Source organism: Gilliamella sp. wkB292, assembly GCF_001690235.1.
GTDB lineage: Bacteria > Pseudomonadota > Gammaproteobacteria > Enterobacterales > Orbaceae > Gilliamella > Gilliamella apicola_F.
Window position 1 is genome coordinate 66,239 of the sequence record NZ_LZGO01000048.1, and the last position, 19,833, is coordinate 86,071.

The 19,833-nt window shown below is 35.9% G+C and carries 16 protein-coding genes; 5 read left to right on the top strand and 11 right to left on the bottom strand.

Features of this window, described 5'->3' with window-relative positions; genetic code table 11:
• Nucleotides 1–4 precede the first annotated feature (4 nt).
• The 5 genes from A9G09_RS05365 (at nucleotide 5) to A9G09_RS05385 (ending at nucleotide 7,574) form a co-directional block, all read left to right on the top strand.
• Complete coding sequence (locus tag A9G09_RS05365; protein WP_065633863.1) at nucleotides 5–1,300, top strand: 2-hydroxycarboxylate transporter family protein; 1,296 nt, start codon at nucleotides 5–7, stop codon at nucleotides 1,298–1,300.
• Between the two features lie 125 nt (nucleotides 1,301–1,425).
• Complete coding sequence (locus A9G09_RS05370; RefSeq protein ID WP_065633864.1) at nucleotides 1,426–2,586, top strand: NADP-dependent malic enzyme; 1,161 nt, start codon at nucleotides 1,426–1,428, stop codon at nucleotides 2,584–2,586.
• 125 nt (nucleotides 2,587–2,711) lie between these two features.
• Complete coding sequence (gene dcuS / locus A9G09_RS05375) at nucleotides 2,712–4,331, top strand: DcuS/MalK family sensor histidine kinase (RefSeq protein WP_065633865.1); 1,620 nt, start codon at nucleotides 2,712–2,714, stop codon at nucleotides 4,329–4,331.
• Nucleotides 4,331–5,002 carry a response regulator gene (locus tag A9G09_RS05380; protein WP_065633866.1) on the top strand — a complete coding sequence of 224 codons (672 nt, stop codon included), beginning with the start codon at nucleotides 4,331–4,333 and terminating at the stop codon, nucleotides 5,000–5,002. The genes dcuS and A9G09_RS05380 overlap by 1 nt, the downstream gene beginning before the upstream one ends.
• 118 nt (nucleotides 5,003–5,120) lie before the next feature.
• Complete coding sequence (locus A9G09_RS05385; RefSeq protein WP_065633867.1) at nucleotides 5,121–7,574, top strand: autotransporter outer membrane beta-barrel domain-containing protein; 2,454 nt, start codon at nucleotides 5,121–5,123, stop codon at nucleotides 7,572–7,574.
• Between the two features lie 82 nt (nucleotides 7,575–7,656).
• Here A9G09_RS05385 and yfbR read toward each other — a convergent pair whose 3' ends face one another.
• From yfbR to mraY, 11 genes are all read right to left on the bottom strand, one after another.
• On the bottom strand, nucleotides 7,657–8,244 hold the full coding sequence (gene yfbR, locus A9G09_RS05390; RefSeq protein ID WP_065633868.1) for a 5'-deoxynucleotidase: 588 nt from the start codon (nucleotides 8,242–8,244) through the stop codon (nucleotides 7,657–7,659).
• Between the two features lie 87 nt (nucleotides 8,245–8,331).
• Entirely contained in the window at nucleotides 8,332–9,246 is a 915-nt protein-coding gene (gene lpxC, locus A9G09_RS05395) for a UDP-3-O-acyl-N-acetylglucosamine deacetylase (protein WP_065633869.1), read from the bottom strand.
• 65 nt (nucleotides 9,247–9,311) lie between these two features.
• Nucleotides 9,312–10,451, bottom strand: a complete 1,140-nt coding sequence (gene ftsZ, locus A9G09_RS05400) for a cell division protein FtsZ (RefSeq protein ID WP_065633870.1) — start codon at nucleotides 10,449–10,451, stop codon at nucleotides 9,312–9,314.
• Between the two features lie 81 nt (nucleotides 10,452–10,532).
• Nucleotides 10,533–11,786 (bottom strand): cell division protein FtsA, encoded by a 1,254-nt coding sequence (gene ftsA, locus A9G09_RS05405; RefSeq protein ID WP_065633871.1) that lies wholly within the window; start codon nucleotides 11,784–11,786, stop codon nucleotides 10,533–10,535.
• A gap of 21 nt (nucleotides 11,787–11,807) precedes the next feature.
• Nucleotides 11,808–12,641: an FtsQ-type POTRA domain-containing protein gene (locus A9G09_RS05410; protein ID WP_081297490.1), complete on the bottom strand. Its 834-nt coding sequence runs from the start codon at nucleotides 12,639–12,641 to the stop codon at nucleotides 11,808–11,810.
• Between the two features lie 14 nt (nucleotides 12,642–12,655).
• A complete protein-coding gene (locus tag A9G09_RS05415; protein ID WP_065633873.1) occupies nucleotides 12,656–13,564 on the bottom strand; it encodes a D-alanine--D-alanine ligase in 909 nt (302 codons plus the stop codon).
• Between the two features lie 5 nt (nucleotides 13,565–13,569).
• Nucleotides 13,570–15,015: a UDP-N-acetylmuramate--L-alanine ligase gene (murC, locus tag A9G09_RS05420; protein WP_065633874.1), complete on the bottom strand. Its 1,446-nt coding sequence runs from the start codon at nucleotides 15,013–15,015 to the stop codon at nucleotides 13,570–13,572.
• Nucleotides 15,016–15,183: 168 nt separating this feature from the next.
• Entirely contained in the window at nucleotides 15,184–16,236 is a 1,053-nt protein-coding gene (murG, locus tag A9G09_RS05425) for an undecaprenyldiphospho-muramoylpentapeptide beta-N-acetylglucosaminyltransferase (RefSeq protein ID WP_065633875.1), read from the bottom strand.
• Complete coding sequence (gene ftsW, locus A9G09_RS05430; protein ID WP_065633876.1) at nucleotides 16,236–17,387, bottom strand: cell division protein FtsW; 1,152 nt, start codon at nucleotides 17,385–17,387, stop codon at nucleotides 16,236–16,238. The genes murG and ftsW overlap by 1 nt, the downstream gene beginning before the upstream one ends.
• A complete protein-coding gene (murD, locus tag A9G09_RS05435; RefSeq protein ID WP_065633877.1) occupies nucleotides 17,384–18,718 on the bottom strand; it encodes a UDP-N-acetylmuramoyl-L-alanine--D-glutamate ligase in 1,335 nt (444 codons plus the stop codon). Before murD ends, ftsW begins: the two co-directional genes overlap by 4 nt.
• Before the next feature lie 22 nt (nucleotides 18,719–18,740).
• Nucleotides 18,741–19,823 carry a phospho-N-acetylmuramoyl-pentapeptide-transferase gene (gene mraY / locus A9G09_RS05440; RefSeq protein ID WP_065633878.1) on the bottom strand — a complete coding sequence of 361 codons (1,083 nt, stop codon included), beginning with the start codon at nucleotides 19,821–19,823 and terminating at the stop codon, nucleotides 18,741–18,743.
• Between the last annotated feature and the right edge of the window lie 10 nt (nucleotides 19,824–19,833).

Here is a 19,833-nt window from a genome sequence, read left to right on the forward strand (position 1 = left end):
AGTTATGGGCATGATGCAGAAAATACAAGAAAATAAAATTTATGTAGGTTCGTTACCCTTACCAATTTTTATTGTGTGCTCAATTATTGTTATCATTGCAGCCCAGTTAAACATGCTACCTAAAACATTAATTGGTGGTTTTGCAGTGATTTTACCCCTTGGATGGTGTTTAGGCACTATTGGGCAAAATATTCCTTTTTTTAAAAAATTTGGTGCGCCAGCTATACTTTCCTTAATTGTGCCATCAATCCTTGTATATTATGGCGTTTTTGATGAAAACACGTTAGCCGCCACAAAAATGTTAATGAAGGATTCTAATTTCCTCCTATTTTATATTGCAAGTTTAGTTTGTGGTAGCATTCTTGGTATGCATCGAGTCATTTTGATTCAAGGTTTTATTCGTATGATGATTCCTATGCTGCTTGGCATGTGCATTGCAGCCGTTGTTGGCGTTGCAGTAGCTGTCGCTTTTGGTGATACATGGGAACATGCATTTTTCTACACAGTATCCCCAGTTATGGCTGGCGGAATCGGTGAAGGTGTGTTACAGCTCTCTAATGCTTATAGTAATATCCTGAATCAAAATTATGATTCCTTTGTGAGTGCATTAATCCCAGCAACAGTTGTAGGCAACTTCTTTGCTATTACTTTCACCGCTATTATGAGTCGAGTTGGTGAGTTAAAACCGCAGTTAAGTGGTCATGGTCAGTTAGTCAAAATTGAATTTGATGGACTTGCCGACGCATTAAAAGAGGATAAAACACCATTAGATGCTAGAGCCATGAGCGGTGCGATAATGATTCTAGCTACCTTATTTATTTTCGGTATGATTTTAGAAAAGATAACTCACTTCCCTGGACCAGTTTTAATGATCATTGCTACGGCAATAGTGAAATACTTCCGTTTGCTACCTGAAAGTGTAGAACGGGGTAGCCAGCAATGGTATAAGTTTATTTCTGGTAATTTTACCTTCCCATTAATGGCAGGATTAGGATTGTTGTATATTGATTTAGGCAGTGTAGTCAATGTATTAACCGTGCCTTATTTTATTACCATCATTTCGGTTGTATTAACTGTTTCGATGACCGGTTTTGTATGTAGTTTCTTCCTAAAAATGTACCCTGTTGAAGCCTCGATTATTTCATCTTGTCAAAGTGGTATGGGGGGAACAGGCGATGTTGCGATACTTTCAACCGCTAATCGAATGAACCTAATGCCTTTTGCGCAAGTCGCAACACGTTTAGGAGGCGCATTAATGGTGATATGCACAACAGCACTATTAAGATATTTACATATGTAGTAGCAAAAAAGATGAGTTAAAATAAGTAATAATTATCATGTTACATGATTAGGTTAACAGTTTAGATATCCAATTATCTAACCTCTTATAAAAAATTGATTGAGTATAATTAAAAAGGAATAATTATGACAACAGTGCAAGAAAAAGCCTTAGCTATCAGCAAACAAATGCATGGCAAATTTGAAATAAATGCTAAAGTCCCGGTTAACTCTATGTCGGATTTGAGTGTGGCTTATACCCCTGGGGTTGCTGCAGTTTGTACTGAAATTGCTAAAAATCCTGAATCAGTATATGAGTATACCAGCAAACGCAATCTGGTTGCGGTTATAACTGATGGTTCAGCGGTATTAGGGCTAGGAAATATAGGACCTGAAGCGGCAATACCCGTCATGGAAGGCAAAGCGATATTATTCAAAAAATTTGCCAATGTTGATGCCATTCCATTATCACTCAATACTCAAGATCCTGATGAGTTAGTTAAGCATATTGCAGCATTAGCCCCATCTTTTGGCGGAATTAATCTTGAAGATATTAGCGCACCAAGGTGTTTTGAGATTGAGAAAAGATTGCAAGAAATATTAGATATCCCGGTTTTCCATGATGATCAACACGGCACAGCTATTGTTGTTTTAGCCGCGTTATATAATGCATTAAAAGTGGCGGGTAAAAAAATTGAATCGGCCAAAGTTGTTATTAACGGCGGTGGAGCTGCCGGTTTAGCTATTGCCGATATGCTTTTAGCGGCAGGTGTTACCGATCTAAAAATCGTCGACAAAATTGGTATTTTATCTGAAGATGATCAACGTTTACCTCCTCATCATTTAGCGATAGCCAAAAGAACAAATAAATCAAAACAAAAAGGAACACTTGAAGATGCAGTAAAAAATGCCGATGTTTTTATTGGCGTATCTGCACCTGGGGTTTTAAAAGCCGATTGGGTCAAAACCATGGCAGAAAAATCAATTATTTTTGCAATGGCAAATCCGACACCCGAAATTTTTCCTGATGAAGCAAAAGCCGCTGGCGCTTACATTGTCGGGACAGGGCGCAGTGATTATCCAAATCAAATTAATAATGTACTGGCTTTTCCAGGCATCTTTAGAGGTGCGCTTGACGCGAGAGCCAAAAATATTACATTAGCCATGCAGTTAGCAGCAGCTAAAGGTTTAGCCAACATTATTACGCCAGATAAACTTTCTGTTGAGTGTATATTGCCCAACGCTTTTGAGCCTAATGTCGCCAAAGTCGTAGCCGAAAGTGTAAAAAATGCGGCTAAAAGTGAATAAGTAATAGAGAATTAATAAATAAACTTAACAATCAAAACCTACTATCAAAATAATTGGGTAGTAGGTTTTTACCATTAATAAGTTAATATAATCAGACTATTAGTGATTTAACATGAATAATGAATATGAAGTATCTTTTTAATCGATTAACACTAAAAATTAAATTAATTAGCTTAATTTGTTTGGTATTTATACTATCGGTTATTGCCCAAAATATTTATATTGTACATGTTGTTAATGACGAATATTTAATGCATTCACGTCAAGGGGTTGAAAATATTGCTAATATCATCTCAACCTCCGATGATATTATCAATAAAATGCAAGTTCCAACACCAGAAAATCTAGCATCCATTCAAACTATTGCTGAACAAGCACGGATAATGACTCAAGTCGATTTTGTGGTTATTTTTAATATGCAAAGCATACGCCTTTCCCATCCAGATAAAAACAAAATTGGGCAACTTATTGTTGGCGGCGATGAGCAACCAGCACTAAAAGGTGAATCTTATTCATCAATTGCCAAGGGAACCTTAGGCGATTCAGTGCGTGCTTTTAGACCTATTTTTAATCAATCACACCAGCAAATTGGTGGCGTGCTAGTTGGACAAACGTTAAAAAAAATTAATCATTCTGCAGCCAAAACCAGTCAACCTATTTGGTTATCATTAGTCGCATCATTAATCATCGCCATTATCTTAGCCTCTTTACTATCTCGAAACATAAAAAAAATATTATATGGACTTGAACCATTAGAGATGGCTCACTTATTTGAAGAACGAAATGCAATTATACGAACAGTCAAAGAAGGGATTGTGGTTGTTAATCGTGAAGGGCTGATAACTCAAATTAACGATGAAGCGAGAAGAATATTACGCTTACCAGATAGTAAAGATAATATTATCGGCTATCCAATTGCAAAGATTATTCCTAATACTCGATTATGTGATGTCATGATGACAGGTATTCCTGAATATGATTGTGAACAAAACATCAATGGTGTTGTTATTTTAACTAACCGAACACCATTATTTGTAAAAGAATCACTTGTTGGCGCTATTGCCTCATTTAGGGATATGACTGAAGTACGCCAATTAGCCGAAAACCTAACGGGGGTGAATCGTTATGCTGATGCATTACGTTCACAATCTCATGAATTTAATAATAAATTACATGTTATCTATGGGTTAGCATTTAATGATAATAAACAAGAATTAATCGATTATCTTGAAGAAATAATAGGTAACAAACAAGCTGAATCTAAGCTAATTAGTCAAACGATAAAAGACCCCATTATTGCGGGATTTTTAAATAGCAAATTTAGTCGAGCTCGTGAGCTAGGTATATCATTATCTTTAAATGTTAAAGGTGAATTAAAACTCATCCCGAATATCTCTGTGACTCACAGTTTAATTACCATTCTTGGCAATCTCATCGATAATGGATTAGATGCGATTCAATTTTTAGATGATAAACAGATCATTATTAATTTATTGATAAGCCATGAAATTTTTGAAATTGAAGTCATTGATAATGGTGAAGGTATTGCGCAACAAGATATACAATATATTTTCAACAAAGGCTATTCAACCAAAGGAGATAACCGAGGTATAGGACTTTATTTAGTTTTGGCTAGCCTTGATGAGCTTGGTGGACATATTCAATTGTGTGATCCAATTAATAAAAAAGGAGCTTGTTTTAAAGTATCATTACCACTTTGTGAACTTTATAGAGAGAAAGAGTAATGGTTGATGTATTGATTGTTGAAGACGATCCAATGGTGGCAGAGTTAAATAAAAAATACCTACAAAGGATGACAGGATTTCATTTAATGGCCAATGTCAGTAATGGCGAACAAGCACTACATTTTATTCATGACAATCACGTAGATCTCATTTTACTCGATGTCTTTATGCCTAAACTTAATGGGCTTGAATTGTTGCAACATATTCGTATCAGTTATCCTCAAATTGATATTATTATGGTGACAGCAGCATGTAATACCAGTGATATCCAAACCGCATTACGTTTGGGCGTAATTGATTATATTGTCAAACCATTTACCTTTGAACGCTTAAGAACTGCACTTATTTCATATCAAGAACGAGTACGTTTATTGTCCTCATCAAAAATACTTAATCAACATCAATTAGACGATCGTATTTTTGCTAAACCACCGATAAACCATAAAGAATTACCCAAAGGAATTGATAGCCAAACATTAAAAAAAGTCCGTGAAACTATTATTAACTATAATCATGAGTTTTCGATGAGCGATATTGTCGAGTTAATACCATTATCACGCATATCATTAAAAAAATATCTTGATTATTTAGAAGATCTAGGTGAAATTGAAAGTTATTTGACCTATTTATCCATTGGTAGGCCTGTAAAACGTTATACTTATCAAAAGTAATTTGTGATCATTTTTATTTAACATATTGATAATAAATATTAATTGTCAAAAATAAAGATTATTGATTATTATTGATAGTTTATTATTCTCATTTTTAAAAGGATTTTTTAGATCAACCATGAAACTCAAATCAATTTCTTTATTAATAATCACAGTATTTAGTGCCAATCAAGCACAAGCTTACAACTATAACGCTTCCTCTGATGTCATTTTACCTTTCAACCAAATTAATGAACGTTATTTCATAACTAACAATAGTACTAATGCGATTAATATTAGCGTTCCTGACGGTTTGACTGTTAATAGTGATGGTTCATTTCACTTAGGTTTTAGTGGTAAAACCGATAGTGAAGCAGCTTCACTTGCTGCAGGTGATATCAATATGAATATCAACGGTAACTTTCAAATTTATAATGATACTTGGATTGGTAAATTTGATACAAAATTCTTTACTCAATATTTAGGGTTGCATAAAGATTATCCATTTAACCCTATCAATCAAGACATTAATGTCCATGTAACAGGCGATATTAATGTTGAATTAGGTGCAGATAAAGAAAGAGGCGGACTCATGATATTGGCTGGTAATGTCATGGGTACAGGAGTAAATACGACAGGTAAAACCACCGTAAAAGTAGATGGCGATACCAATATTCGCAGTGGCGATAATCATTTAGCCGGTACCGCTTTAGCACCAGCTAAGTTAATCACTCGTAGCTTTAATTTAACCGGTGGTGATATTGAAATCATCGGAGCAAAAACAGTACTAGAAACAACCAATAACGATATTAATAAGTCTTCTGTGACCATAGGTAAGACCGGTAAAATGATTATTATGCGAGGGGGAACTGTTGATGTCAGCATTGGTGGTAATTTCAACGTGATTGATCAAGGTATTTTAAGTGCTAGCCGAGGTAATGGTTTTGTCAAACTGGCATCAAATGGACAGGTATATATCGGTAAAAATGCTACAATCGAATCATCTAAAGGTTCTCTTTTCATTAGTGATCAAAATAACCAAACATCACAATTAAATATTGATGGCATTATCAGTTTTGGGGTTTCTGATACAAAACAGATTAATGAAATTAATGGTGATAATGTCAATGTTAATGCAACAGCAAAATTTTCTGCTACAGATGACTTTATAAAGAACGCATTTAAATATACCTCTTCTGAAGCTAATGCCACCGTGTTATCAGCAAATAATTCTTTGAAAATTGCTAATATTCAAAATAATGAAACAAAAGCACTTATTCAAAACATTTATGGCGATCTGAACTTCAAATTAACAGGCAATGAGTTAAAATTTGTTAACGCGACTAATGTCACTGACTTTAGTAATGCCGCTCAAACAAAAGCTGCTGCTGATCGTCAAATTTCCCGTTATTATCAACAAGTCGGTACTAATTCAAAAAATGTAGCAAAACGATTTGCACAAAATGTAGCTAAAGTTTCGTATGAATCATTCTATAATCCGACTAACAATGGCAGTGTTATTTCTGATAAATCGTTAGCTGGCGATTTAAACTGGGCAGTATTAAGCGCAATAGGACGAGGTAATTTAGCTATTGAAAATCGTGGCACGACGTTACAATTTAATCGCGCTTTAGCTGGATTATATAATAATAATCAAGGTTTACACTTGTCTGAAATTGCACTTAACAACTTCAATTACACTAAATCAATCTTAGACAAACAAGTTGGACAATATTTTCAAAATAAAAAATTAGCTGGTAATGATGATAATTTATGGATAAACCTTACCCATCATGATGAAAATACCGATAACCATGATGGTATTTCTGGTTATAAATACTCTTCTAACGGATTTATGATGGGATACGACAAAGAGTTGCTAGATAACCTACTAGTAGGCTCAGCAATCGGTTATTCGTCAGGTGATTATAAAAATAAAGCAGCTTCATCCAATGATTCAGATATCGATAATTATCAAATTCAGCTTTATTCTACTTATAAATCACCAACAAATATCATTGCATCAACTTACGCCGGCTACTCTTATGGAAAAAACCGATTAAAAGCAGACGACAATCACAATACTTTCAAGGAAAAATTCCATAGTAATACGTGGAATATTGGTGGTTCGATTGGTTATGACTGGCAAAGTACTGATCAATTAACATTAACACCTGCGATTGGTTTAACTTATGTGTATACTGAAAATAGCGCACATAATGTCAGTTATAACAGTATTGATTTAGTTAAATATGATAAATCATCTAATTCATCATTATTGATTCCTGTCGATTTAACAGCGAATTATTTAGTTTGGCAAAATCAGGATAGTCAATTATTGTTAACCGCAAAAACCGGTTATGCATTTAATTTGAGTAATGATGAATTTGATAGTGATATCACTATTAATGGCATTGATAATTTATCTAAAATGCGTGCCTACTCATCCAACCGTAGCAAAAATCAATATAACTTTGCTAGCGGCATCACCTATAAATATAATTTAGTTGATGTAAATATTAATTATCAATACTTTGGTGAGAGTAAAAGAAATTCAAATTATATTACGGCTCTTACAAAAATTAGTTTTTAATCACTGAAACTAACTAGACAAAGATGATGCTCTACTGTTTTTTCAAAAAAGAGCATCATCAAATCGACATAGCAATAATCCTCTATGCGGTGATCTCATCTAAAGAAAGATTAAAACTCGGTACAAAAACATCTAAAAAGTAATCCATTTCAGGGCTACTTCGCTCAGATAAAGTTTTTTTAAGGCGTTGTTTTGCCAGTTTAAATTCGTTATTACCCGCACTTAACTCTTCAATTGTTTTAAGATATGCGCATAAAGCATCAGCTTGTTTCACAATGCTTTTTTCTTCTTCAGTATAAAAATCATCATCAATTAGGCATCTAAAATCGTCTTGTAACTCTTTGGGTAACATATTGATGAGTTTATTTTGTGCTATTTTTTCAATTTTTTTATATTCAACCGTTATTTGAGGATTGTAATATTTTGTTGGTGTGGGTAAATCACCCGTGATAACCTCTGATGCATCATGATACATAGCTAATAGGGCAATTCTTTCAGGATTAACATTACCATTAAATCGTTTATTTTTAATAATAGCTAAGGCGTGTGCAACAAAAGCCACTTGCAAACTGTGTTCAGATACATTTTCAGTTCTCACATTACGCATTAAAGGCCAGCGATTAATCAATTTTAATCGTGACAAATGAGCAAAAAAATGACTAGTATTCATATGGAAAACTCTTTTTGATTTAAAAATAAAAAACGCTTCCATTAATATATGGAAGCGCTTATTAGATAAATAAATGTATTTAAATTTTTAAGCTAAAACAAGTTGCTGCGTACCTAAAGCAAGTGGAACAGTTTGCTCTTCGGTAAAAGTGACATATTCCCACGCATCTTGTTTTGCTAATAAAGCTTGTAATAATTGATTATTTAAAGCATGACCAGATTTATAACAAACTACTTCGCCAATCATATTATGGCCACACATATACAAATCACCGATAGTATCAAGCATTTTATGACGAACAAATTCATCTTCAAAACGCAAACCATCTTCGTTAAGGACTTTATAATCATCAACCACAATTGCACAATCTAAACTACCGCCTAAACATAAACCTTTTGATTGTAATGCTTCGATATCACGCATAAAACCAAATGTTCTTGCTCGGCTAATTTGACGAATAAATGATTCAGACGAAAAATCCAACTGATAACGTTGTGAACTACTATCAATTGCCGGATGATGAAAATCGATAGTAAAATCTAATCTAAACCCATTATATGGTCTAACTTCAGCCCATTTGTCACCATTTTCAACGCGAACGGTTTCTTTAACGCGTAAAAATCGTTTAAGTGCATTTTGTTCGGTAATACCTGCATCAAGCAGTAAGTATACAAACGGACTTGCACTACCATCCATAATTGGAATTTCAGGTGCATCAACTTCAATAATAATGTTATCGATGCCAAGACCTGCTAGCGCTGAGTTAATATGCTCAACAGTTGAGATACGAACGTTATCTTCATTCACTAAGCATGTACAAAGCATAGTATCACGCACTGATTTTGCATCCACCGGAAAATCAACATATGGATTTAAATCAGTACGACGATAAATAACACCTGTATTTTCAGGCGCAGGGCGTAACGTCAAAGTAACTTTTTTGCCGGTATGCAAACCAACACCTGTTGCTTGTATTGTCCTTTTTAATGTTCTTTGTTTCACTTTACACCTACTATTCTATTTGTTTCTATTGACATTAGACAATAAAAAACCAAATAAGTTCAACATTAATTCGCTTGCTTACGGATAAAAGCAGGAATATCTAAAATTTTATTTTCTTCCAGAGGAGAAATGCTCTGCTCGTTAACCACTTTAGCTAATTTCTCTTCTTGATGTCCTAAATTACTGCTTTGACCAAATAGTGAGTTTTGTGAAATTGGTTTAGCAATTTTAACTTCTGGACGCTTATCCATACCAATGCCTGTTGCAACAACAGTAACACGAATTTCATCTGACATATCAGGATCAAAAGTTGTCCCGACAACAACAGTTGCATTATCAGAAGCAAATGCTCTAACTGTACTACCCACTGTTTCAAATTCTTCTAAGCCAAGATCTAAACCGGCTGTAACATTAACTAAGACGCCGCGCGCACCAGATAAATCAATATCTTCTAATAATGGGCTAGAAATAGCCATTTCAGCAGCTTCTTCAGCTCTATTATCACCACTTGCGCGACCTGATCCCATCATGGCATATCCCATTTCTGACATCACTGTTCTAACGTCGGCAAAGTCCACGTTGATATGGCCAGGTTTAGTAATTAATTCTGCAATACCTTGCACCGCACCTTTTAACACACCATTTGCCGCCGCAAAAGCATCTAATAATTTAACGCCTCTACCCAATACTTTTAGTAATTTATCATTGGGAATAGTAATAAGCGAGTCAACGTGCTTGGCTAATTCAGCAATACCTTGCTCAGCAAAAGCCATACGCTTTTTACCTTCAAAACCAAATGGTTTTGTCACTACAGCAACGGTCAAAATACCTAATTCTTTAGCGATTTCAGCAACGACTGGGGCAGCACCTGTACCTGTTCCACCGCCCATTCCCGCTGCGATAAATACCATATCAGCGCCTTCAATAGCACTACGAATGACCTCACGATCTTCCTCGGCAGAATTTCTACCCACTTCAGGATTAGCACCAGCACCAAGTCCTTTGGTTACATTGGTACCGATTTGGATAGTTTGACCTACCTTAATTCTTTTTAATGCTTGTGCATCTGTATTTGCCGCAAAAAATTCTACACCTTCAATATGTTCAGCAATCATGTGTTCAACGGCGTTACCACCGCCACCACCAACACCAATAACTTTAATGACTGCTGCTGGTTCATCATCTGCAACCATAGGCTCAAACATAACTTATCTCCAATTTTACGATCTTAGAACATTGTACAGATAACCGTCTACAATGTCCACGAAGTTCTTGAAATATATTAGCTAAAATTCTTTTTTAAACCAACCGGTCAAACGTTTAGCTATCCCTTTTAATGATGATTTGTCACTATCTTTGCCATCATCATTTAATAAACTCTGTTTCCCATAGTGTAATAACCCAACTGTCGTTGAACAATAAGGTTTTTGTACATAATCAGTTAGACCCGAAATATTTAAAGGTTGACCTATACGTACTTGATTTTGAAAAACTTTTTCCGCACACTCAACCATACCTTTAATTTGAGCTGCACCACCAGTTAATACAATACCGGCTGCGAGTTGATATTTGACATTTTGTTTTTTGAGTTCTTCTTGTAGCGAAAGTAATTCTTTTTGAACTAAGGAAAGAAGTTCAGAATAACGAGGTTCTATGACATCTGCAAGTGTCTGTCTTTGTAAAGAACGAGATGGCCTACCACCAACACTCGGTACATCGATGACTTCATCTTTACCGATTAATGAACCGACAGCACAACCATAGCGAATTTTAATATTTTCAGCATCCATTGGCGGTGCACCAAAAGCATAAGCGATATCGCTAGTGACAACATTTCCCGCATAAGGAATGACAACAGAGTGACGTAAAGCACCACCCGTATACACCGTCACATCCATTGTGCCGCCGCCCATATCAATAACACAGACGCCTAATTCCTTTTCATCATCAGTTAATACTGCATAACTCGATGCTAAACCAGAAAAAATAAGCTGATCAACTTTTAAACCACAACGTTCAACAGCTTTTACAATGTTTCTGGCCATATCATTATGGCAAGTGACCAAATGCACTTTAGCTTTCATACGTACGCCAGACAAACCAATCGGATTTTTTATCCCTTCTTGTAAATCAATGGAATATTCTTGGGCAATAACATGTAAGATTCGATGTTCATCTAAAATTCTGACTGATTTTGCTGTATGCACCACATTTTCAACATCTTCGGCGGTCACTTCCTCATCTGCAATTGGCACCATACCAATCTCATTTTGACAACGAATATGTTTGCCAGAAAGACTTAAATAAACCGAAGATATTTGGCAATCTGCCATTAGCTCAGCTTGATCAACAGCTCGTTGGATTGATTTCACCACAGATTCTAGATCGTTAACACCACCTTTATCAACGCCTTTTGATGGGCAATGCCCTACACCAATGATATTAATGATACCATCGGGAAGAACCTCACCAACAAGAGCAAGTACTTTTGATGTACCAACTTCTAGTCCTACAACCAATTTTTTTTCTGTTGCTTTCATACTTCAGCCTTTATTTATTCCTTACTGCGCTATTTTTTCTCTTGTTACTGAAATACCATTTTCATAACGTAAATCAGCGACCGTTATTCTTTCATTTGTTGGTATTCTTGATTGTATTTCAGGAAATAATTTCATAAATAGTTGATAACGCTCTTCGATGTTTTCACTTCCTAACACCAATTTTATTTCCTGATCTTCAACACATATACCAGCAATACATTGTTTTACCATCAGTTGCCAAGCATTTCGCTCATCGGATATTGCCGCGTCAATCTTTAATGCCAACTGATTATTAGCCAGTTTTTTAGATAAATTATCTAATTTATAGTATGTTTCAAGTACTGATTTTGCTTTACCTTCAGGACCATATAGCCTTGGCAATTTTAAATCGCTAATACGATCCAAAGGTACACTAAATACAACGCCATTTTCATCAAGTAAAAATAAATCATTCCAATAAAATGCCGGTTTATACTCTTCGACATAAACAATCAATCGATCCGGCCACTGTTTTCGTACACTGGCATGCTTAACCCATGGAAAGCGCATGACCTCTTGCTGAATATCATCAACATCTTGTCCAATATAAGTATTAGGTAGACCTAAACCTAAAATCGCTTCACGAAGGTCATTTTCCGTTGTATAAGTGTGTTCTCCGCTCAATGTTAACTGGGACAATACCATTTGTTCAGGATCATCCATCCAGTCTTTAATACTTTGCACAATCCAAGCACTAATTAAAATAATCATAATAAAGAACAAAAATCCCATTAATTGTTCTGTACTACGAAATATAAGCAGCCGCCTTCTTTTTTTGTCTTCTCGTCGATGTGCTGCTTGCCTAACTTGTTTCATAAAAATAGGGCCATTTATATAGTTGCCAGTTTTAAAATTCGTGTAACTAATTCACTAAATGACCAACCGTATTGCTTGGCTGCCATTGGCACTAAACTATGATCTGTCATACCTGGAGCAGTATTGACTTCAAGTAAATAGGGATTTTGATTATCATCAAACATAATATCTACCCTTCCCCATCCTCGACATCCTACTGCTTTATAAGCATCAAGCGCCAATTTACGAATTTCTTGTTCTTTATTTTCTGGTAACCCGCTTGGACAAAAGTATTGTGTTGAGTCAGATAGATACTTTGCATCATAATCGTAAAATTTGGTAGCGGGTTTAATGTAAATTGCAGGTAAAACTTCTTCACCAACAATTGCTACTGTAAATTCTGGTCCAGATAAAAATGACTCAACCATCACCGCATCATCATATTGAAAAGCAACATCTATAGCATCTTTCAATTCAGAGATTTCATTAACTCTTGCCATCCCAACGCTTGAGCCTTCATGAATTGGCTTTACAAATAGCGGTAAACCAAGTTGTTTAACAATAGACTCAACATCAACAGGTTGGGTTTTATTAACCATAACATAATTGGCAACCGGCAAATCCATTGCTTTCCAAATTAATTTGGTTTTTAATTTATCCATTGTCAATGCAGATGACAACACATCACTGCCTGTATAAGGAATATTTTGATAAGTTAAAATGGCCTGAACAATACCATCTTCACCGCCACGTCCATGCAGTATGATGAAAGCTTTATTAAAACCTTGTTGTTTTAGATCCGTAATTGCATGATCTTTAGTATCAATAAGATGAGCATCAATCCCACTGGCCAATAATCCGGCTAGCACCGCACGACCAGATTTAATCGATACTTCACGTTCCGCAGAGGTACCACCATATAATACAGCTACTTTATCGTTCATGATTATTATACCTCTTTTGAATATAATTGAGCACTGGCCAATTGTCGAGCAATGCGACCCACACTACCAGCACCTTGTGTTAATAATAAATCACCACCTTGCAATAATTCCTGCATAATCTCAGGTAGAAGATCTAAATCGGAAACATAAATCGGATCAACTTTACCGCGATTACGAATCGAACGACATAAAGATCGACTATCCGCTCCCGCAATAGGTTGCTCACCGGCGGAATAAACATCCAACATAACCAGCGCATCGACTTGAGAAAGTACTTGCGCAAAATCATCAAATAAATCCCGTGTTCGAGTATATCGATGGGGTTGAAATAGCATGACTAATCGACGATCGGGCCAACCATTTCTTGCTGCCTGTATTGTTGCATTAACTTCACTTGGATGATGACCATAATCATCCACCATCATAATATCGCTGCCATTGACATGAGGGAATACCCCCAATAAATCAAACCGTCTACTGGTGCCCGCAAATTTAGCTAATGCATGAATAATTGACTCATCGTCAATACCATCTTCTGTGGCAGCAATAATTGCAGCAGCTGAATTTAACGCATTGTGTTTTCCTGGTGCATTTAATTCTATCTGTAAATCTTCATGATTTGGTCGGCACACCGTGTAATAGCTGATACCTTGTTCCTGACGATAATTTTTAATGACGACATCCGCTTCTTCACTAAATCCATAAGTGATAATTTTACGCCCTACAATAGGTAATAAATCACGATTAAATGGATCGTCATAACACATTATTGCTAAACCATAAAAAGGAAGATTACGCAAAAATGAGATAAATGTCTGTTTAAGATTTTCGACATTACCTTGATAAGTATCCATATGATCAGGTTCAATATTGGTGACAATCGATACCATTGGTTGCAAATGAAGAAATGAAGCATCACTTTCATCTGCTTCGGCAATAAAATAACGGCTGCTACCTAGTTGCGCATGTGTACCTGCTGCTTTAACCAATCCACCATTAACAAAAGTAGGGTCAAGTTTTGCTTCAGCATAGATGGCTGTGACCATGGCTGTTGTTGTGGTTTTACCGTGTGTACCAGCAATGGCTATACCATAGCGAAAACGCATTAGTTCGGCTAACATTTCTGCCCGTTGAATAACAGGAATACGCGCTTCACGCGCCGCAACAACCTCTATGTTATCTTGCGAAATAGCTGAAGATATCACAACAACACTTGAATCGAGTATATTTTCAGCCGCATGCCCAATAACAATTTTTGCGCCTAATGTCTCTAAATGTTGTGTTACTGCATTTTCTGCAATGTCCGATCCACTAATTTGATAACCTTCATTAGCCAAAACTTCGGCAATTCCTCCCATGCCAGCGCCACCAATCCCAACAAAATGGATATGTTTGACGCGTTTCATTTCGGGAATAATTGCTCTTAATTCAGCTAATTCCTTCGTATTCACAATCTAACTCCTAATTATTCTGTTTTTATTTACGTGTTATGTCATAACTTTATTGAGCATTCTATTATGGTTATTATTAATTAACTCAATGATTGATAGGACATAACGATATTATTAACCTTACACACCTTAAGTAAGATGATTACATCACATTATATAAAAAATTAATCATTTTACTACTGAACACAGGGTTTGAGCCACTCTTTCTGTCGAATTCACAATAGCTAAACTTTTAGCCTTAACGGCCATATCTATTAACTCAGATCGATTTAAATTTTCAAGTAAATGAGAAAGCGACGCAACATTAAAATCGGGTTGTTCAATAATTGTTGCAGCACCAATATCGGCTAAAGATTTGGCATTCCAATATTGTTGGCGATCTTTATGCATAAATGGCACGAAAATCGCCCCTATTCCGACCACTTCAATTTCACTCACTGTTAGTGCCCCACTTCGGCAAATGACAATATCCGCCCAATTATAAGCCTCGGCAACATCTGAAATAAATTCAGTAATTTTATTGTTTGTCATATCACAATCTTGATAAGACTGAGAAACTGATTCTAGCATTCCTTTTCCTGTTTGATGCCAAACTACATATTTATCGGACAATTTGGTTATCACTTTAGGCACAATATCATTAATCACTTTAGCACCTTGGCTACCGCCCATTACTAATACTCGAATCGGACCTTGTCTATCTTTCAATCTTTCAATAGGATCAGCTAGTTGCAATAAATCATTGCGAACCGGATTACCCACAACCTCAGCGTGGGGGAAAGCAGTAGGAAAAGCTTGAAGCACCTTAGTTGCTATTTTCGCTAACCATTTGTTAGTTAAACCAGCAATACCATTTTGTTCATGTAATACAATAGGTATACCTAAAGTTTTAGCTGCAATGCCACCTGGACCTGATACATATCCGCCCATACCAAGCACTACATCAGGACGATAAGCTTTCAAAATTTTTCTTGCTTGCAAAACCGCTTTAACAATTTTATAAGGCGCTTTTAATAAAGCGCTTATCCCTTTTCCGCGTAAACCTGATATTTGGATAAAATCAATATCAATACCATTTTCAGGAACTAAATGCGCTTCCATTCTATCTGCCGTACCAAGCCACCTAACTTGCCACCCTTGTTTCATCAAATAATGTGCAACGGCAATACCTGGAAATACATGACCGCCTGTGCCACCAGCCATCACTAATAATTTTTTCATTACTTTATTGACCTTATTCTTGCTTGTGCTTGTTTTTGTCTAAACTCATAGTCTATTCGTAGTAATATAGCAACAGCAATGCTCATTACAATAAGACTTGAACCACCGTAGCTAATAAATGGTAATGTTAACCCTTTAGTTGGTAACATACCTGATGTTACGCCTATGTTAACGAAAGTTTGAAAGCCAAACCAAATACCAATTTCACAAGCTAAATAACCTGAAAACTGCGAACCATCATTAAGTGCTCTATATCCAATAGCTAATGCTTTAAATGTGAGAAAAAATAACAACATCAATAAAGCAACAACCCCAATATAACCATATTCCTCAGAAATAATGGAAAAAATAAAATCTGTATGACATTCGGGTAAATAGCCCAATTTAAGAATTGAATTGCCCATTCCTTGACCGGTAATACCACCACTACCAATGGCCATCAATGAGGCAACTAACTGATAACCCGATCCTGTTGCGTCTTGCCAAGGATCAAGAAAAGTTAATAAACGGGTTAAACGATAAGCTTCATATAAAATCAAACATATCACAGCACCAACACCCGTTAACAAAATAGCGATAAATTGCCACAACTGAGCACCGGCAATAAATAAAATACCAATGGTTACCATAAACAGCACAATCACGGTACCTAAATCGGGTTGTTTTAAGAGTAGAATTGATAAAACAGCCATCACCACCATGGGTTTAAAAAATCCCCAAAAACGATTTTGCACTTCATCTGATTTGCGTGATAGATAGGCTGCTAGAAAAATAAATAAAGATAATTTGGCTAACTCAGCCGGTTGGAAATTAAAAACGCCCAGTGGGATCCAACGCGATGCACCATTGATTGAAGAGCCTATGCCTAGAACAATAACTAACATAATAATAGCAACAATTAAAAGAGCGGTACTAAATTGTTGCCAGCGCTGCATAGGAATATACAATGTCACAAACATTAAAAACAGGGACATAGCCAACTGAATTAATTCACGCTGGGTATAGAAAAAAGGATTAGTTTCACTAAATGACATCGATGCAGATGTCACCATAATTAAACCAAAAATCATTAAACCAAATACTGTCCATAGTAATGAATTATCAAACGGTATATTTGGATTTACCTGTTTTTTTATCCAAAAAAACGTCATTTTTCACTCCTTTGAGCATATTGCTTTGCCAGTTGAGCAAACTGATTACCGCGCTCAATATAATTTTTAAATTGATCTAAACTGGCGCACGCAGGAGAAAGCAATACCACATCATCCACCTTAACTTTATTAGCGATTAGTTGCATTGCATCTGCCATGGTTTCTGTCATTGTAGTTTTACTCGGAGCTAATTTTGCAAGTAACTGACGGTCTCGTCCAAAACAAAAAACTTCAATCTGGTTATTTTGTAAGTAAGGAATTAAAGGGGTAAAATCGGCAGATTTTCCATCACCACCTAATAATAAATATAACTTACCTTGACAAACTACACTATTTAACGCTGCCTCAGTGCTTCCAACATTGGTCGCTTTTGAATCATTAATCCATTTCACACCATTTTGTTCATATACCAATTCAAATCGGTGAGCTAAACCTTGAAAGGTAGCTATGGTTGCTAAACTTGATGCTCTGGGAATACCTAATCGATCACTAATAGCCAACGCAGCCAACGCATTTAAATAATTATGACGCCCAATTAGTTTCATCTCTTTAGTCGATAAAACCACTTCGTTTTGTGCAATTAAGTGTTCACAATTATTATCTAAATGGTAATCGCCTTTATTTACCCCAAATGAGACACAATTTTGCTCATTAGACTCGGGTATTGTTAATTTATCATCTTGATTAAATACGCAATATTTTGCATTATGATAGATGCGTTGTTTAGCTTGAGCATATTGCATTAAACCTAGCGGATAGCGATCCATGTGATCTTCGGATATATTTAAAATCGTCGCTACAGTTGCTTGTAAACTATAAGTTGTTTCTAATTGGAAACTTGACAGTTCAAGCACATACACATCAGCATTTTGTTTTAAAAGTGATAATGCCGGCTCACCAATATTACCGCCAACACCAACCTTAATACCTGATGATTTAACAATATCACCAACCAATGTTGTGACGGTTGTTTTACCATTGGCTCCAGTAATGGCAACTACTTGCTTATTGGCTTGCTTGTTAACCTCGCGGCAGAAAAGTTCTATATCGCCTATAATTTCAATACCTTGATTTGCCGCTTGCTGTAATTGTGGCGTAGATAAAGCTATACCAGGACTTGCGATAATTAAATCAGCATCTAACAACCAATCAAGCTTTAGATCACCTAAATGGTATTCAATACGACTGTCTAATAGTTCTAATCCTTGTGGCTTTAAACGTGTATCAATGACTTTGGGAATCACATTTTGAGCAAGAAAATAGTCAACACAAGAAAGCCCTGTGATGCCTAAGCCAATAATTACAACGTTTTTGCCCTGATAGCTAATCATGATTTAATCCTGATCTTATTAATTAACGTAATTTCAATGTTAATAACCCAATTAATACTAACATTAATGAAATAATCCAAAAACGAACAATCACCCGAGGTTCTGGCCAACCTTTAAGTTCATAATGATGATGTATTGGCGCCATTCTGAAAATTCTTTTACCACGCAACTTATAGGAACCAACCTGTAAAATTACCGATAATGTTTCAATAACAAATATACCGCCCATTATCAGTAATAAAAATTCTTGGCGTAATAATACTGAGATGATGCCAAACACACCACCTAAAGCCAAAGAACCGACATCGCCCATAAATACCATTGCCGGATACGTGTTAAACCATAAAAAGCCAAGCCCTGCACCGACGATTGCAGTGCAAACAATCATGAGTTCTCCACTGAATTTAATATAGGGAATATGTAAATAAGCTGCAAAATTAACATTACCTGTAGCCCAAGATACCAAAGCAAAACCCGCTGCAACAAATACTGTTGGCATGATTGCAAGTCCATCAAGTCCATCCGTCAAATTAACTGCATTACCGGCACCAACGATGACCACATAGGTTAGCAAAATAAAGAACAATCCTAATTGTGGCATCACATCTTTGAAAAAAGGAACGACTAATACGGTTACCGCAGTATCTTTACCATAGGCATAAAGGCCAAACGCAACAATTAAGGCAATAACCGATTGCCAAAAGTATTTCCATCTAGCAATAAGGCCGGCTGTATTTTTACGAATAACTTTTAAATAGTCATCAGCAAAACCAACAATGCCGTAACCAATTAAAACAAATAAGGTTACCCAAACATAAGGATTACGTAGATCTGCCCATAAAAAAACTGAAATCGATATTGATGCCAAAATAAGGGTTCCCCCCATTGTTGGCGTCCCTTTTTTGCTTAAATGCGATTCTGGTCCATCATTACGAATAACTTGACCAATCTGCAATTTTTGTAGCCAATCAATGACCTTTTGCCCCATAATTAATGAAATGGCTAATGAAGTTAACAGCGCTAAGATAGCCCTGACCGTTAAATAAGAAATGACATTAAAAAAAGTAAAATATTTAACTAAATATTCTGATATTAAAAACAACATAATTTTAATC

What these genes read in the sequence shown, in the direction of transcription:
- A9G09_RS05410 (WP_081297490.1), bottom strand. Translation starts at nt 12,641, where the DNA reads ATGAAACAAGTTAGGCAAGCAGCACATCGACGAGAAGACAAAAAAAGA.
- A9G09_RS05370 (WP_065633864.1), top strand. Translation starts at nt 1,426, where the DNA reads ATGACAACAGTGCAAGAAAAAGCCTTAGCTATCAGCAAACAAATGCAT.
- yfbR (WP_065633868.1), bottom strand. Translation starts at nt 8,244, where the DNA reads ATGAATACTAGTCATTTTTTTGCTCATTTGTCACGATTAAAATTGATT.
- ftsW (WP_065633876.1), bottom strand. Translation starts at nt 17,387, where the DNA reads ATGACGTTTTTTTGGATAAAAAAACAGGTAAATCCAAATATACCGTTT.
- murG (WP_065633875.1), bottom strand. Translation starts at nt 16,236, where the DNA reads ATGAAAAAATTATTAGTGATGGCTGGTGGCACAGGCGGTCATGTATTT.
- A9G09_RS05415 (WP_065633873.1), bottom strand. Translation starts at nt 13,564, where the DNA reads ATGAACGATAAAGTAGCTGTATTATATGGTGGTACCTCTGCGGAACGT.
- dcuS (WP_065633865.1), top strand. Translation starts at nt 2,712, where the DNA reads ATGAAGTATCTTTTTAATCGATTAACACTAAAAATTAAATTAATTAGC.
- mraY (WP_065633878.1), bottom strand. Translation starts at nt 19,823, where the DNA reads ATGTTGTTTTTAATATCAGAATATTTAGTTAAATATTTTACTTTTTTT.
- murD (WP_065633877.1), bottom strand. Translation starts at nt 18,718, where the DNA reads ATGATTAGCTATCAGGGCAAAAACGTTGTAATTATTGGCTTAGGCATC.
- ftsZ (WP_065633870.1), bottom strand. Translation starts at nt 10,451, where the DNA reads ATGTTTGAGCCTATGGTTGCAGATGATGAACCAGCAGCAGTCATTAAA.
- A9G09_RS05380 (WP_065633866.1), top strand. Translation starts at nt 4,331, where the DNA reads ATGGTTGATGTATTGATTGTTGAAGACGATCCAATGGTGGCAGAGTTA.
- ftsA (WP_065633871.1), bottom strand. Translation starts at nt 11,786, where the DNA reads ATGAAAGCAACAGAAAAAAAATTGGTTGTAGGACTAGAAGTTGGTACA.
- A9G09_RS05385 (WP_065633867.1), top strand. Translation starts at nt 5,121, where the DNA reads ATGAAACTCAAATCAATTTCTTTATTAATAATCACAGTATTTAGTGCC.
- A9G09_RS05365 (WP_065633863.1), top strand. Translation starts at nt 5, where the DNA reads ATGGGCATGATGCAGAAAATACAAGAAAATAAAATTTATGTAGGTTCG.